Origin of the sequence: Mesorhizobium sp. B2-1-3A (assembly GCF_006442655.1) — a bacterium.
Classification (GTDB): Bacteria; Pseudomonadota; Alphaproteobacteria; order Rhizobiales; family Rhizobiaceae; genus Mesorhizobium.
This window is the reverse complement of sequence record NZ_VFWK01000004.1, coordinates 15,919-29,543: the sequence shown is the minus strand read 5'-3', so window position 1 is coordinate 29,543 and position 13,625 is coordinate 15,919. Positions and strand designations below refer to the sequence as shown.

Sequence of the window (13,625 nt, the reverse complement as noted above, 5' to 3'; positions counted from 1 at the left end):
GGATCTCAAGCGCTTACTTCTGCAAAGCAGAGATCCTTCGCGCACCCCTCATCCGACCTCGCTTCGCGAGGCCACCTTCTCCCACAAGGGGGAGAAGGGAAAGTCGCGCATCCTTCAAAACCTTTCCAGCTTCGCCCGCACCTTTGCCAGAAACGCCGCTCTCGTTGCCGGCGTCGAGGCATCCATCAGATAATGCGCCAGGAAAAACGTCTTGCAGCGTGTCGCGCACAGCGCCCGCATGCCGCGCAACAAGGTCTTGCGTCCGGGCTGCCCGACGACGACGCTCCACCAGGTCGGCGCGCCGCAGGTGGTGATGACGCCGACCTTGGTCACATGCCTCATCAGCGATGTGATCCGCCCCTTGCCCGCCGGCAGCTTGAAGGCGACATCGGTCGCCCACACCCGGTCAAGCCAGCCCTTCAGCATCGCCGGCAGCCCGTACCACCAGGTCGGATAGACGAACAGGATCGCTTCAGCCCAGGCGAGCAGTTCGAAATACGGCTTCAGCGCGGGATCGCGCGGCGCCTGGTCATTATAGGTACGCCGCTCGTCGCAACCCATCACCGGATCGAATTTCTCGGCGTAGAGATCGAGCAGCCGCACCTCCCAGCCCCTTGCCTTCAGCACGTCGAGAGCGGTGTCGCGGACCGCTGCGCAAAAACTCTCCGGCACCGGATGGCAATAGACCACGAGGACCCGCATCAGAACGCATCCATGCTCGCCGCGACCTTCGTCATGAACGACTTCCGTGTTTCATCGGTCGACAGGTTCATCGCGTAATGCGCGAGGTAAGTCACCGGCGCGCCGGGCTTTACCGTCGCGCGCAGCATGCGCTTGATCAGCCTGCGCGGCGGATCGCCCATCAGCACGGCGCGAAACCGGCTGCCGCCATAGGTGGTGACGGCCGCGACCTTCCTGATGTTGTGCAGCGACGGCTGCACTTTGCCGTCGACCAGCCTGAACGACACGCCAGGCAGGAAGACGCGATCGAAGAAGCCCTTCAGGATCGCCGGGAAGCCGTAGTTCCACACCGGATAGGAAAGCACCAGCGCATCGGCCCGCAGCAGACGTTCGACATAGGGCGCCGCGGGGTCCGCGGAGCCGCGCTGGTCGTGATAGTCCAGCCTCTCCTGACGCGTCAGCCTTGGATCGAAATTCTCGGCGTAGAGGTCGCAATCATCGATCGTATGGCCCGCCGCCATCAGCCGCTCGACGACCAACCGGTGCAGGCCGGCATTGAAGCTGGTCTCGACCGGATGGGCGTAGAGGACGAGGATGTTCATCAGCCTGCCTTTTGCAGCCCCTTGAACAAGAAGGTTCGCCCCGAACGATAGTCGTAGTCCGGATTTTCCCAGGCGATCATCTTGCCGGGGTTGAGCAGGCCTTGCGGGTCCGTCTCGCGCTTGAAGGCGAGCTGCACGGCATCCGTCTGCTTCATGCCGCCCTCCTCCAGTGTGTAGCGGTGCGGATTGAAGATCGGGCAGCCATTCTCCTCATGCAGCCGCACGATCTCGTCGAGCCGCGCCTCGGTGGTGAATTTCACCAATGGCAGGCCGAAACAGGTGATGTTGCCGTCGAGCCGCACGAATTCGAGATGCGAAAATACTTCGTCCGGAAACATCGCATCCATTTTCTCGACCAGCGCCAACTGGTTGGGAAAGGGATAGAGCGATTGCAGATAGGTGATATCGGGATCGACACGCAGTGCCCTGAGCGTGGTGTGGTTCCAGGCCAGCTCATAGGCCGGCGGCAGGCCTCTTTTCTCCTCCGGCGTCGCTGTGGCCGCGTTGAAGATGACCTCACCGCCGGCGCGCCGGGTGAAGGCAAGGAAGGCATCCAGCCCATGCTGCGCCACCATGACGACGCAGATGCTTTGACCCTCCCTGAAAAACTTCTGGTGCCGCTTGAAATAGAGCTGCGGCACGGGTGCGGCAATCGGGGTGATCAGCTTGGTCAGGATCCCGTCCTGGCACGCCAGCGCATTGCCGTAGCGCGCCGCGTCCATGAATGCATCGAAGCCGACAATGACATCGACCCACTCATAGGCCGCGGTCAGCGGCATCTCGACCTCCGTGATGATGCCATTGGTGCCGTAGGCATGGGTCACCTTGTGCAAATCCTCGCCGGTGAGTTCGAGCGCTTTCGGCTCGGCCTCCATCGTCACCACGCGCAGGCGAAGCACATTGCCGAAATCGCGCAACCCGCCGAAATTGATCGAGCCGACGCCGCCCGAACCGCCGGCGATGAAGCCGCCGATCGAAGCCGTGTTGTAGGTCGAGGGCGAGAGCCTGAGTTCCTGGCCGGAATGCGCCCGCGTCGCCTTGTCGATATCGGCCAGCACCGCGCCCGGCCCCGTCACCACGCGCCCCGGCGCGATCGACTTGATCTCGTTCATCTCTGCGAGGTTGAGCACGACACCGCCCGACAGCGGCATTGCCTGGCCGTAATTGCCGGTGCCGCTGCCGCGCGGCGTCACCGGAATGCCATGCCGATGACAGGCGGCCAGCACGCGGATCAGTTCGGCCTCGGTTTTCGGCGTCACAATCAGGTCGCCGGTGACATGGTCGAGCTGCCGCTTCAGCACCGGGCTGTACCAGTAGAAGTCGCGGCTCTTCTGCTGGACGATGGCCGGATTATCGTCGAGCTTTATCCCGTCGAGATCGCGTTTAAGCGCCGAAACGTCCATCATTCCACCATCAGTTCGTCGAGCTCGGCATAGTCGGGCAATTGCCGCTCGATCGCGCGTCCGGCACGCACGACGATGCGATCCGATTCGGGCCGCGACAGCAATTCCGTCCAGCTACGACCTTTGAACAGAATGAAATCGGCACCGCCGCCGGCGGCAAGCGTGCTTAAGCCATCAAGCCGCATCACCTTGGCCGGCGTCGAGGTGACCGCTTGCGGCCAGTCGGCGACGGGATGATCGAAATGCAGGATGCGCGTCGCCATCCGGTAGACCTCCAGCATGTCGAGGTCGCCATAGGCATAGAAAGGATCGCGTGTGTTGTCGGATGCGACCGCTACCGGAATGCCCCTCACCTTCATCTCATGCAGCAGCGTGACACCGCGCCAGCGCGGCGTGGTGGCGTCGCCACGCCGGTCCTGCAGATAGAGATTGCACATCGGCAGAGAAACGATCGCCAACCCGGCCTTCGCCACCTTGTCCAGCGTGTCCAGAACCTCGAGATCGGGCTGCCGTGCCAGCGAGCAGCAATGGCCGACGAGGATATTGCCCTCGAAGCCGCTCCAAAGCGCTGCCTCGGCGATCTTCTTCAGCGAGATGGCGGCAATGTCGTCGGTCTCGTCGGCATGGAAATCGAGGTCGAGCCCATGCTTGATCGCCTGCGCGAAAACATGGTCGAGCAGCTCTTCCAGGTCCGGTACCATATAGGTGACGACGCCGAGCACGCCCTTGGCGGCGGCCACCCGCTTCGCCAGCCTGTCGAACCATTTCTTGTCGCGCACGCCCTCGATGCCGAGCAGGCAGGCGCCCTGCAACTCGATGCGGCCGCGCCATGTCTCGCGCATCGTCTCGAACACCGGCCAGGAGATTTCCTCCTGCGGCGCGACGCTGTCGAGATGGGTGCGCAGTGCCCTGGTGCCATGCGCATAGGCCGAGCGCAGTGAAAAATCCATGCGCCGCGCCACGTCCTGCGCGCTCCAGCGCGCGACGCGGTCGGCGCCGGTGGCGTTCAGGGCTCCCATGAAAGTGCCGTCGGGATTGGGTTTTCGCGGCCAGATATGGCCCTTGTCGATATGCGTATGGCAGTCGACGAAACAGGGCAGGATGATGCGGCCGTGAAGGTCGATCGCATCGGCGGGCGCCTTCGATCGGCCATGCGCGGCGATGCTGGAAATCTTGTCGTCGGCGACAGAAATATCGGCGAGCGCAAAGCCATCGCCGTCGAAGGCCGCGACAAGTCCGGGCGTCAGCGACGCATGAACGCGAGCGTCGGCGAGATGGTATGAACCTGTGTTCGGAATCAAGGACCTACCGCTCCTGCTTCAGCGCGCTTTCGTGCCAGCGCCGCAGAATGAGATGCGAAATCAGCGACAGCACGAGGAAGATCAGGATGCCGGTCAGCGAGATCAGGAACAGTGCCGCGAACAGCCTTGGCGCGTTCAGCCGGTAGCCGGCCTCGATGATGCGCGAGGCAAGTCCCGACGACTGGCCGGTGGTGCCGGCGACGAACTCGGCCACCACGGCGCCGATCAGCGACAGGCCGCCGGCGATCTTCAGCCCACCGAGGAAATATGGCATTGCCGCCGGCAGCCTGAGATAGCGCAATTGCTGCCAGCGCGTCGCGCCGTTGAGCTTGAACAGGTCGCGCAGATTGCGGTCGACGGAGTTCAGGCCAAGCGTGGTGTTGGACAGGATCGGGAAGAAGGCGACGATCCAGGCGCAGAGCAGAAGCTTGGTCGTCTGGTTGTTCACATAGATGTTGATCAGCGGAAAGATCGCCACGATCGGCGTCACCTGCAACACGATGGCAAAGGGGAAGAACGACATCTCCACCCATTTCGACTGCGCGAACAGCACCGACAATCCAACACCGCCGATGACGGCCAGGGCAAGGCTGAGGAAGGTGATGCGCAACGTGACCAGCAACGAGGAGAACAGCAGGCCGGCATCGTTGTAGAGCGTCTGCAGTACCACGCCGGGGCGCGGCAGGATATATTGCGGGATCTCCTTCCAGACGCAGATGCGGTCCCACAGCCAGATCGCCAGGACCATGATCGCCAGCGGCAGTACCCAACGGCCGACCCGCTCGAGCCGCTCCTGGCGCACCCGGCGCGCTTCCTCGGGGTCGAGTTTCAACGTGCCGTCAATGACCGTCATGATGCGAGCCCGCTGTTGAATTTATGGCGCTGACCAGCACGTCGGAGGCTTGCCGGCAAAGGGCCGCATAGTCGGGCGAGGTGCGAAACGCCTCATCGCGCGGATAAGAGGCCTCGATGGCAAGTTCGTCGAAGACCCGGCCCGGCCGCGCCGCCATCACGACGACGCGGTTGGAAAGGAACACGCTCTCAAAGACGCTGTGGGTGACGAAGACGACGGTGAAGCGTTCGTCCTGCCACAGCTCCAGCAGATCGTTGTTGAGCTTGAAGCGGGTGATCTCGTCCAGTGCCGCGAACGGTTCGTCCATCAAAAGCACGCGCGGCTTGGTCACCATGGCCCGCGCGATGGACACACGCATCTTCATGCCACCGGACAGTTCGCGCGGCACGGCATTCTCGAAGCCGGTCAGGTGAACCCGCGCCAGCATCTCATGTATCGCCGGGGCAGCCTTGGCGCGGGAAACGCCTTTCAGCCTCAGCGGCAGCCAGACATTGTCGAAGACGCTGGCCCAGGGCAGCAGCGTCGGCTCCTGGAAGACGAAGCCGATATTGGCGCGGTCGAGCGAACCGCCGCCGCGCCAGTCGAGCACGCCGGAGGTCGGTGTCGACAGGCCGGCGATCAGCCGCAGCGCCGTCGACTTGCCGCAGCCGGACGGGCCGAGCAGGCTGAGGAAATCGCCTTCCCGGATCGTCAGGCCGACATCGCTCAGCGCCGTCACGCCGTTGGAAAACACCTTGCCGACGCCGCGCAGCGCCAGCAAGGTCGGAGCGATATCCGATGCCGGCACTTGCGCCACCTTTTCCCCTATCATGCCCAGGCTGGCCTATTTCTTCAGCTCGAGCCCGACGCCTTTGTTGACGAAGGCCAGCGTGTAGCCCTTGGTGATGTCGATGCCTTCAGGCGTGACCTTGGCCTTGACCATCTTGTCGTAGAAACTCTTGATGCGCGCGTCGGTCATGGCGCCGATGCCGAGCTTTTCAGTATCGCCGGAATCGGCGAGGCCGAACTTCTTCATCTGCTCGATCGAGAAGGCGATCTGCTCGTCGCTCATGTCAGGATTGTCTTTCTTGATCATGTCGTTGGCGGCCTTGTTGTCGCCGTAGAGGTACTTGTACCAGCCCTTGGCCGAGCCATCGACGAAGCACTGGACCACTTCCGGCTTCTTGTCGATCGTGTCCTGCATCACCTCGATCGTCGTCGAGTAGGTGTCCCAGCCATAGTCGGCGAGCAGGAACTGGTTCGGCACGAAGCCGCCTTCCTTCTTGACGGCGAACGGTTCCGAGGTGACGTAGCCCTGCTGGATCGACTTCTTGTTGGCGATGAAAGGAGCAGTGTTGTAGGTGTAGGGTGCGCGCTTGGCGGCGTCGAAGCCGAGCGCCGTGACCATCCACTGGAAGAAGGTCTGCACGCCTTCGTCGCCAAGAATATACTGGTCGGCGTTCTTCAGGTCCTCCCATTTGTCCAGCCCCTCGCCGGGGTGGGACATGATGACCTGCGGATCCTTCTGGAAATCGGCGGCCACGACGCGCATCGGGATGCCTTGCTGGACGGCATCGAAGGCCGACAGCAGATTGCCGCCCATGTAGAAATCGAGCTTGCCGGCCAGCAGCATCGGCCGGCCAGCGACCTGCGGACCACCCTGCATGATGGTGACGTCGAGGCCGCAAGCGGCATAGGTGCCGTCCGCCACGGCCTGGTAATATCCGCCATGTTCCGGCTCGGCCAGCCAGTTGGTGCCGAAGGTCACCTTTTCATTCGCCGCGGCCCCCAGTGTGCTAGCGGCAAGCAAGGCCACCACCGCCACCGAGGTCTTCTGTTTTGCGTACATCGACAACCACCCTTTGTTTGCTCCGGCGCGCCTCGCGCCAGGCTCGACACCAAAGATTCAAGAAGCAAGACACATGCCACCGGCGTCTCGCGCCGGGACCCGCCCGCCTGCACCACAGCCATCTGCGAAAGCCGGAAAGGTCGTGCTGCACCGGAGGCATCGTGCCTATTTTTTGAACGCCTGTCCACAATTGCACCGGCGCCATCCCGGGCCATCTTGAAGCTGTAGTGAATACGGCCTTAGGCTGGCGGTATCCAGGAGATTGCCATGTTCAGATTCCTCACACCCAAGTCGATCAAGCCTCCCTTTGCCCGCTACAGCCACGGCGTTGAAGTGCCCGCCGGCAAGCGGCTGGTGCTGTGCTCGGGCCAGGTCGCCATCACGGCGGACGACCAGATCCCCGAGGATGCCGGCGCCCAGGCCGAGCTCTGCTTCCGCAACATCGAGGCGATTCTTGGAGAGGCCGGGATGGGACTTGGGGATATCGTGCGCATCAACGCCTACGTCACCGACCGCGCGCACCTGCGGCCCTATATGGATGTCCGCGACCGGCTGTTTTCAAGCCCAGCACCGGCCTCGACGCTGATGATCGTTTCCGGATTTGCCCGCCCCGAATTCAAGGTCGAGGTCGAAGCCATCGCCGCCGGGTAAGAAGCGCTAGTGAAACCCTACGAATCGACAGTCCAATAGTCTAAAGTCACGCGAAGTTGGCGCTGCCCCTCATCCGCCTGCCGGCACCTTCTCCCCGTATAGAGACGGGGAGAAGGGAAGCGCTCCGACGCTGGCGATCCCCCTCTCCCCGTTCTTCACGGGGAGAGGGTAAGGGTGAGGGGCAGCGCCGACGCCAAATCAGTTCCGTCGAGGCACAAAATGAACGATACAAAAAGACGCGTCTGGTGGGGTGACTACCGGACCACAGAATACGCCTCGATCGATCCGGAGGCGACGATCGCCGTCCTGCCGGTGGCGGCGATCGAGCAGCACGGCCCGCATCTGCCTGTCTCGACCGATACCTCGATCATGAACGGTATGCTCGACACGGTGATCGCCCGCCTGCCCGGCGATCTGGACATCCGCATCCTGCCGGTCCAGGCGGTGGGCAAATCGAACGAGCATCTGCATGCGCTGGGCACGCTCACTTTGCCGGCAACGACACTGGTCGAGGCCTGGACCGAACTTGGCGCGTCGATCGCGCGCGCCGGCGTGCGCAAGCTCATCGTCGTCAATTCGCATGGCGGCAATGAAGAGATCATGGGCATCATCACGCGCGAATTGCGGGTGCGCGAAAAGATGCTGGCGGTGAAGACGAGCTGGCAGCGTTTTGGCCGGCCGGCCGGCATGTATGCCGAGCTCGAGGATCGTCACGGAATCCATGGCGGCGATGTCGAGACCTCGCTGATGCTGCACTTCCGGCCGGATCTCGTCGACATGGCCAAGGCCGAGAATTTCGTTTCCAACGTCGCCAGGGCCGAGAAGGAATTCTCGCTGCTGCGCCATACCGGCACCCATGCCTTTGCCTGGATCGCAGGCGATCTCAACCCGAACGGCGTGGTCGGCAATGCCAGCATCGCCACGGCGAAAAAAGGCCGGCTGACCGCGGAGCATCAGGCCGACGGCTTCATCAGCCTGGTCAGGGATGTGCGCAAGGCAAAGCTCGCCGATTGGCTGAAGTAGCCGCCTGGTCACAATCGCGCCTTCGCAAAAAAGACTCCCGCTTATGAGATTTTGACAAACTTTGCCAAAATAGATCATACTGGACGGGATATGGAGGCCAATATGGCAACAATGAACGTATCATTGCCCGATCCGATGAAGGATTGGGTTGAGGCGCAAACCGAAACGGGTCGCTACGCCAACGCGAGCGACTATGTGCGCGATTTGATCCGTCGGGATCAGGAGCGCAACGACAAGATTGCCGCCATGCAGCGCTTTGTCGATGACGGCTTGAAGAGTGGCATCGGCAATCGATCCAAGGACGCGCTTTTTACCGAGGCGGTCAAACGCGCTGGAAAGTCACCCGGCAACGGGTAATGGGGTTTCGCCTTTCTTTAGCAGCGGAAGAGGACATCGTCGGTATTGCCGAGCAAGGGGTGCGCCTGTTTGGTGCTGTGCAGGCCAGACAGTATCATGACGAGTTGTTCGCGATCTTCGACCTGATCGCTGCCAGTCCCCGAATGGCGCGGGAGCGGCTTGAATTGTCGCCACCAATGCGCGTCCATCCCTTCAAGGCCCATCTTATCGTTTACCAGATCGAAGCCGACGGCGACGTGTTCATTGTTCGGGTACGCCACGGGCACGAAGATTGGGCGCATGAAGGCACTCGATAATCCAGCAACGATGCATGGGCACGGCTAGGGCAATTCCAGGAAAAGTGTGTAACGGTTTTCCCGGGACAAGCGCGTAGCGCTTGCCCTTGGGAATTGCGTAAAAACAAATAGTTAGAGCGGTTCTGCGATTTCGTGAAACGCTGAACCGCTCTAGCTGTCGATCTTCAGCTCGAACGGCGTGCCCTCAAACGCGTCGGCGCCGCGCCCGATCGACTGGATCGCCTCGATCATTCGGCCATCGCGCTCCAGCAGCGCGTCGGCCACCGCAATCAAGCGCGGATTGGGTGTCGCCGAGGGCGACAGTGTCCGCAGCGTCCTGGCCAGTTCGACCTCGTCGCGCTTCGGCGCGAGCGCGGCGGCGATGATGTAGGCCGAAGCCGTCGAGCGGCTGATGCCGGCATAGCAATGCACGACCATGGGCTTCGCCCGGTCCCAGCGGCGTGCAAAATCGAGCAGGGTGCGGACATGCTCCTCGCCCGGCATGGTCATGTCGTCCTGAGCCACCGCGATATCGTGCATGACCAGATGCAGATGATTTTCCCTCGATATCGACGCCGGACGCGTCACATCCGTCCCGATGGAGAGCAGCGATAGCATGCGCTCGGCACCGGTCCTGGCCACCGTTTCCTCGATCTTCGACAGCGAACAGACATGGATCATGGTGTTAAACCCCTTGATCGATCCTCGCGCAGCGTCGCCCAATCGGCAAGGGCCGATTCGAGCCGCAGCCATTCCTCCTGACTTCCCGGCAGGCCGGCGCGCAGGACATGCGGCCGGCCGGAGAAATGCCGAAGCAGGACGCCACGCTCGCCAAGCGCTGAAAACAGGCCGGCGGCATCCGGCAGGCTGAGATAGCGGAACAACGTGGTGCCGCCCGCGACAGGCACGCCGAAACGGTCGAACAATGAGTCCAGCCGCGCCGCCGCGTCCGCCAGGGAGGCCCGCATCGTTTCCTGCCAACCGAGATCGGCAAGCGCGCGGATGCCGTATTCCAGCGCCGGGCCGGCAACAGCCCATGGCCCGAATTGCGATTCCAGGGATTCCACCGTCGCTGCATCCGAAAGCGCGAAGCCGAGCCGCAGGCCGGCGAGACCGAAGAACTTGCCGAACGAACGCAGCACGACGATGCCGCCTTGATCGACATCACCGGCGAGGCTGTGCTGGCGCGGGCCGACATCCATGAACGCTTCGTCGACGACCAGCAGCCCGCCTTTTGCACGCAGCCCGGCGGCCAGCGCCAGCAGCCGGTCGCGCTCGATGACGCGACCGTCGGGATTGTTGGGATTGACGATGATGGCAAGGTCGGCCTTCGCCAGCGCCGCGAAATCGCTGACTTCGCCCACCTCGTGACCGGCGATCGCCGCGGCACGCGCATGTTCGGCATAGGTCGGCCCCAGCACCAACGCCTTGCCGGGCCTGACCCGCGACGCCACGCGCGGCAACAGGATCTGCGTGCCGGGCGCAGCGACGACGTTGGCCGGCGACGGCGCGCCGTAGGTCCTGGCCGCTATCTCTGTCAGCTCCCGCGCCCGCCCGGCTTCCGGCAATCGCCACAGCGAGGTGGCGGGCAGGTCGAAAAGCGGGTAGGAGAGCGGATTGATACCGGTAGAGAGGTCGACGAAAGGCAATACGGCGTTGGGGAAAAGCACCCTCGCCCGGCCGAGACTTCCACCATGGTCCACCGCTCCTTCAAGAAGCTTCATGTCAGTCCTGATCGCTTTCCTGTCATTGGCCGTCGAATTCGCCCTCGGTTACCCGGATTGGCTGTTTCGCGCCATCGGCCATCCCGTGACGTGGTTCGGCAGGCTGATATCCTTTCTCGATCGCAGGCTCAACCGCGCCACTGATCCCGACGCACTACGTCGCCAACGCGGTGTCCAGGCACTTCTGGTCATCGTGCTGGTGCCGGCGGTGATCGGCCTTTGCGTACAGCTTGTCCTGCTCTGGTTCGTTCCCCTGGGACTGGTCGTTGCCGCCCTTCTGGCGACATCGCTTCTGTCGCAGAAGAGCCTTTACGAACATGTCGAATCCGTCGCCGACGCGCTCGATACAGGCGGGCTGGCCATGGGCCGTGTCGCCGTCTCGCGAATCGTTGGCCGCGATCCCGAGGCGCTCGACCGCGCCGCCGTCTGCCGTGCGGCGATCGAAAGCCTGGCGGAGAATTTTTCCGACGGCATCGTCGCTCCCGCCTTCTGGACCGGTGTCGGCGGGCTGGCCGGCGGAGCCGCCTACAAGGCCGCCAACACCGCCGATTCGATGATCGGCCACCGCACCCCGCGCCACGAGGCCTTCGGCTGGGCGGCGGCGCGCTTCGACGACTGGATCAACCTGCCGGCCTCTCGGCTGACGGCGCTGCTGATCGTGCTGGCGGCTTTCCTGGTCAGGGACGCCGATCCCCGCGGCGCCTGGCATGCGGTGTGGCGCGACGCGAAAAAACACCGCTCGCCCAACGCCGGCTGGCCGGAAGCGGCAATGGCGGGCGCGCTCGGTCTGGCACTGGCCGGACCGCGCAGCTATGGCGGCGTGCTGGTCGAGGATGTCTTCATGGGTGAAGGCGGCCGCCGCGACGTCGACAGCGGTGACATCAGGCGGGCGCTGAAACTCTACCGCGTCGCCGACTATCTGCTGATCGCGCTGTTCGGCTTGGTCTCGGTGATCGCGGTTCTGGCGTTCTAGAACTCGATCCCTTGCTGGGCTTTCACGCCCGCCGAAAAATGGTGCTTGGTCACACCCATTTCGGTGACCAGGTCGGCCGCTTCGACAAGCGCCGGCTTGGCATTGCGGCCAGTGACGACAACATGCAGGCCCTCGCGACGCGCTTTCAGCGCTGCAACCACCTTGTCGAGATCGAGATAGTCGTAGCGCAATGCTATATTGAGCTCATCGAGCACGACAAGGCTGATCGACGGATCGGCGATCAGCTCCAGCGCCTTGGCCCAGGCGGCTTCGGCAGCGGCGATATCGCGCTTCAGATCCTGCGTCTCCCAGGTGAAGCCCTCGCCCATTGCGTGCCAGACGACGCGGTCGCCGAAGGCCGCGAAAGCGTCCTTCTCGCCCGTGTGCCACTTGCCCTTGATGAACTGGACGACGCCGACGCGCTTGCCATAGCCGAGCATGCGGAGCGCCAAACCGAACGCTGCTGTCGTCTTGCCCTTGCCCGGGCCGGTGTTGACGATCAGCAGACCCTTCTCGATCGTCTTGGCCGCCACCTCGGCGTCCTGCACCGCCTTGCGCTTGGCCATCTTGGCGCGGTGGCGCTCTTCGTCCCTGTCTTCGGTGGTCTTGCCATCGATATCGGTCATTTCATTTCACCTTGAGCGGCAGCCCCGCCACCATCAGCAGCACCGTATCGGCGATCGCCGCGATCTGCTGGTTGAGCCGACCGGCCTCATCACGAAACCGGCGCGCCAGTGCGTTGTCCGGCACGATGCCTTGCCCGACTTCGTTGGATACCACGAACCACGGCCCGCGCGGCCGCGACAACACATCCGCCAGCCGCCGGCATTCAAACCCAAGGTCATGGTCAGCCAGCATGTGATTGGTCAGCCACAGCGTCAGGCAGTCGACCAGCACAGGCCGGCTATCTGGCAAAGCCTCGAGCGCGCCGGCGAGGTCGAGCGGCGCATCGATGGTCGTCCAGCCCGCGCCGCGCCGCGCCCGATGCAGCGCGATGCGCTCGCGCATCTCGTCGTCATAGGCTTGCGCGGTGGCGATGTAGGTCCATGGCGAGGGCAACGCCGTCACCAGGGTTTCGGCATGCGCGCTCTTTCCCGAGCGCGCACCACCGATGATGAAGGTCAGCCTGCCGCGATCAGGCAAAGCTGTCGCGCAGGCTGGTCGCGGTGCCGGTGAAGCGTCCGCGCACCACGCCGACGACGGCGCCAAGCACCAGCCAGAACACCAGACTGGTCAGCGTCACCGCCACCACGAACTGGTGGTGCAGGCCTTCCGGGATCGGTGTCTCGAAGCTGTCGGGCTGCGGCGCGCCGACAATGTGCGGCGCCACGATCAGCAGCACGGCAAGGATGGCGAGCGGCAGCGACTTGCGGAACGCGATCAGGCCAAGCCCGATGGCGGTCGCGACCACCGTTGCCACCCACCAGATCTGCCGCTGCGTGAGGTCGGCCGCCGGCATGGCGGGCAGTTCCGGCGGCAGGCCGAGGCCGGGCGCCAGCGTGAACACGGCAAAGCCGGCCAGGCCCCAGAACACGCCCTGGCGCCAGTTGCCGATGCCGCCGGCGAATTCCGAAACAGCGACCAGGATCAGCGCGAAACCGATGCCGGTGACGACGTTGGAAACCACGTTGAAGGCAAAACGCTCGAAGCCGTCGGCCGGCGCCCAGCCTTCGTCTTCGGCCGGAGCAGCCGCTGCGGCCGGAGCCGGGGTGGCAGCGCTCATGGCATTCGATGCCGCCGGCGCGGCGGAACTCATTGCGTTGCCGCTGGCGGCATCAGCCGGCGCCGCGGCATGGTCATGGCCGCCTTCGGCCTGTTCGTAGACTTCCGCCTTGAGGATCAGCGGCACGGTGGCATAGGCCTGCATGCAGGCGAGGACGACGCCGGCCACGAGCCCTGCGATCGCCGCGATGAACACGACGTTGCGAAACAGATTCATGATGTCAGATCCTCG

17 protein-coding genes are annotated in these 13,625 nt (G+C 63.6%); 5 read left to right on the top strand and 12 right to left on the bottom strand.

The features are described 5' to 3' along the window. Positions 1 to 114: 114 nt before the first annotated feature. The 7 genes from FJ977_RS15840 to FJ977_RS15810 are packed head-to-tail and all read right to left on the bottom strand — an operon-like array spanning position 115 to position 6,668. On the bottom strand, positions 115 to 702 hold the full coding sequence (locus FJ977_RS15840; protein WP_140772905.1) for an NAD(P)H-dependent oxidoreductase: 588 nt from the start codon (positions 700 to 702) through the stop codon (positions 115 to 117). Further along, complete coding sequence (locus FJ977_RS15835) at positions 702 to 1,283, bottom strand: NAD(P)H-dependent oxidoreductase (RefSeq protein ID WP_181179876.1); 582 nt, start codon at positions 1,281 to 1,283, stop codon at positions 702 to 704. The genes FJ977_RS15840 and FJ977_RS15835 overlap by 1 nt, the downstream gene beginning before the upstream one ends. Continuing rightward, the gene (locus FJ977_RS15830) at positions 1,283 to 2,686 is read right to left on the bottom strand and encodes an FAD-binding oxidoreductase (protein ID WP_140773918.1); all 1,404 of its coding nucleotides are present in this window, start codon (positions 2,684 to 2,686) and stop codon (positions 1,283 to 1,285) included. Before FJ977_RS15830 ends, FJ977_RS15835 begins: the two co-directional genes overlap by 1 nt. Further along, complete coding sequence (locus FJ977_RS15825; RefSeq protein ID WP_140772901.1) at positions 2,686 to 3,987, bottom strand: cytosine deaminase; 1,302 nt, start codon at positions 3,985 to 3,987, stop codon at positions 2,686 to 2,688. Before FJ977_RS15825 ends, FJ977_RS15830 begins: the two co-directional genes overlap by 1 nt. A 4-nt stretch (positions 3,988 to 3,991) precedes the next feature. Beyond that, positions 3,992 to 4,840, bottom strand: coding sequence for an ABC transporter permease (locus FJ977_RS15820; RefSeq protein WP_140772899.1), 849 nt, complete (start codon positions 4,838 to 4,840; stop codon positions 3,992 to 3,994). Continuing rightward, positions 4,827 to 5,651 carry an ABC transporter ATP-binding protein gene (locus FJ977_RS15815; RefSeq protein WP_140772897.1) on the bottom strand — a complete coding sequence of 275 codons (825 nt, stop codon included), beginning with the start codon at positions 5,649 to 5,651 and terminating at the stop codon, positions 4,827 to 4,829. Before FJ977_RS15815 ends, FJ977_RS15820 begins: the two co-directional genes overlap by 14 nt. Positions 5,652 to 5,663: 12 nt before the next feature. Beyond that, entirely contained in the window at positions 5,664 to 6,668 is a 1,005-nt protein-coding gene (locus FJ977_RS15810; RefSeq protein WP_140772895.1) for an ABC transporter substrate-binding protein, read from the bottom strand. Positions 6,669 to 6,935: 267 nt separating this feature from the next. Here FJ977_RS15810 and FJ977_RS15805 point away from each other — a divergent pair, with 267 nt between their 5' ends. The 4 genes from FJ977_RS15805 (at position 6,936) to FJ977_RS15790 (ending at position 8,995) form a co-directional block, all read left to right on the top strand. Then, positions 6,936 to 7,319, top strand: a complete 384-nt coding sequence (locus FJ977_RS15805) for a RidA family protein (RefSeq protein WP_140772893.1) — start codon at positions 6,936 to 6,938, stop codon at positions 7,317 to 7,319. Positions 7,320 to 7,538: 219 nt separating this feature from the next. Continuing rightward, complete coding sequence (locus FJ977_RS15800) at positions 7,539 to 8,342, top strand: creatininase family protein (protein ID WP_140772891.1); 804 nt, start codon at positions 7,539 to 7,541, stop codon at positions 8,340 to 8,342. 102 nt (positions 8,343 to 8,444) lie between these two features. Next, positions 8,445 to 8,699 (top strand): type II toxin-antitoxin system ParD family antitoxin, encoded by a 255-nt coding sequence (locus tag FJ977_RS15795; protein WP_140773917.1) that lies wholly within the window; start codon positions 8,445 to 8,447, stop codon positions 8,697 to 8,699. Then, a complete protein-coding gene (locus FJ977_RS15790; protein WP_140772889.1) occupies positions 8,699 to 8,995 on the top strand; it encodes a type II toxin-antitoxin system RelE/ParE family toxin in 297 nt (98 codons plus the stop codon). Before FJ977_RS15795 ends, FJ977_RS15790 begins: the two co-directional genes overlap by 1 nt. A gap of 150 nt (positions 8,996 to 9,145) precedes the next feature. On the opposite strand, the gene FJ977_RS15785 is transcribed toward FJ977_RS15790, so the two are convergent. Together FJ977_RS15785 and cobD are read right to left on the bottom strand one after the other, a co-directional pair. Further along, the gene (locus tag FJ977_RS15785) at positions 9,146 to 9,655 is read right to left on the bottom strand and encodes a tyrosine phosphatase family protein (protein WP_140772887.1); all 510 of its coding nucleotides are present in this window, start codon (positions 9,653 to 9,655) and stop codon (positions 9,146 to 9,148) included. Then, positions 9,652 to 10,698 carry a threonine-phosphate decarboxylase CobD gene (gene cobD, locus FJ977_RS15780; protein WP_140772885.1) on the bottom strand — a complete coding sequence of 349 codons (1,047 nt, stop codon included), beginning with the start codon at positions 10,696 to 10,698 and terminating at the stop codon, positions 9,652 to 9,654. Before cobD ends, FJ977_RS15785 begins: the two co-directional genes overlap by 4 nt. On the opposite strand from cobD, the gene cbiB reads away from it, so the two are divergent. Further along, positions 10,697 to 11,671: an adenosylcobinamide-phosphate synthase CbiB gene (gene cbiB, locus FJ977_RS15775; RefSeq protein ID WP_140772883.1), complete on the top strand. Its 975-nt coding sequence runs from the start codon at positions 10,697 to 10,699 to the stop codon at positions 11,669 to 11,671. The genes cobD and cbiB overlap by 2 nt on opposite strands. Here the strand turns inward: cbiB and cobO are convergent. From cobO to FJ977_RS15760, 3 genes are read right to left on the bottom strand one after another with little or no spacing between them, the layout of a single operon-like run. Further along, entirely contained in the window at positions 11,668 to 12,297 is a 630-nt protein-coding gene (gene cobO / locus FJ977_RS15770) for a cob(I)yrinic acid a,c-diamide adenosyltransferase (protein WP_140772881.1), read from the bottom strand. The genes cbiB and cobO overlap by 4 nt on opposite strands. 1 nt (position 12,298) lies before the next feature. After that, positions 12,299 to 12,814, bottom strand: coding sequence for a bifunctional adenosylcobinamide kinase/adenosylcobinamide-phosphate guanylyltransferase (gene cobU, locus FJ977_RS15765; RefSeq protein WP_140772879.1), 516 nt, complete (start codon positions 12,812 to 12,814; stop codon positions 12,299 to 12,301). Next, complete coding sequence (locus FJ977_RS15760) at positions 12,807 to 13,610, bottom strand: CbtA family protein (RefSeq protein ID WP_140772877.1); 804 nt, start codon at positions 13,608 to 13,610, stop codon at positions 12,807 to 12,809. Before FJ977_RS15760 ends, cobU begins: the two co-directional genes overlap by 8 nt. Positions 13,611 to 13,625 lie beyond the last annotated feature (15 nt).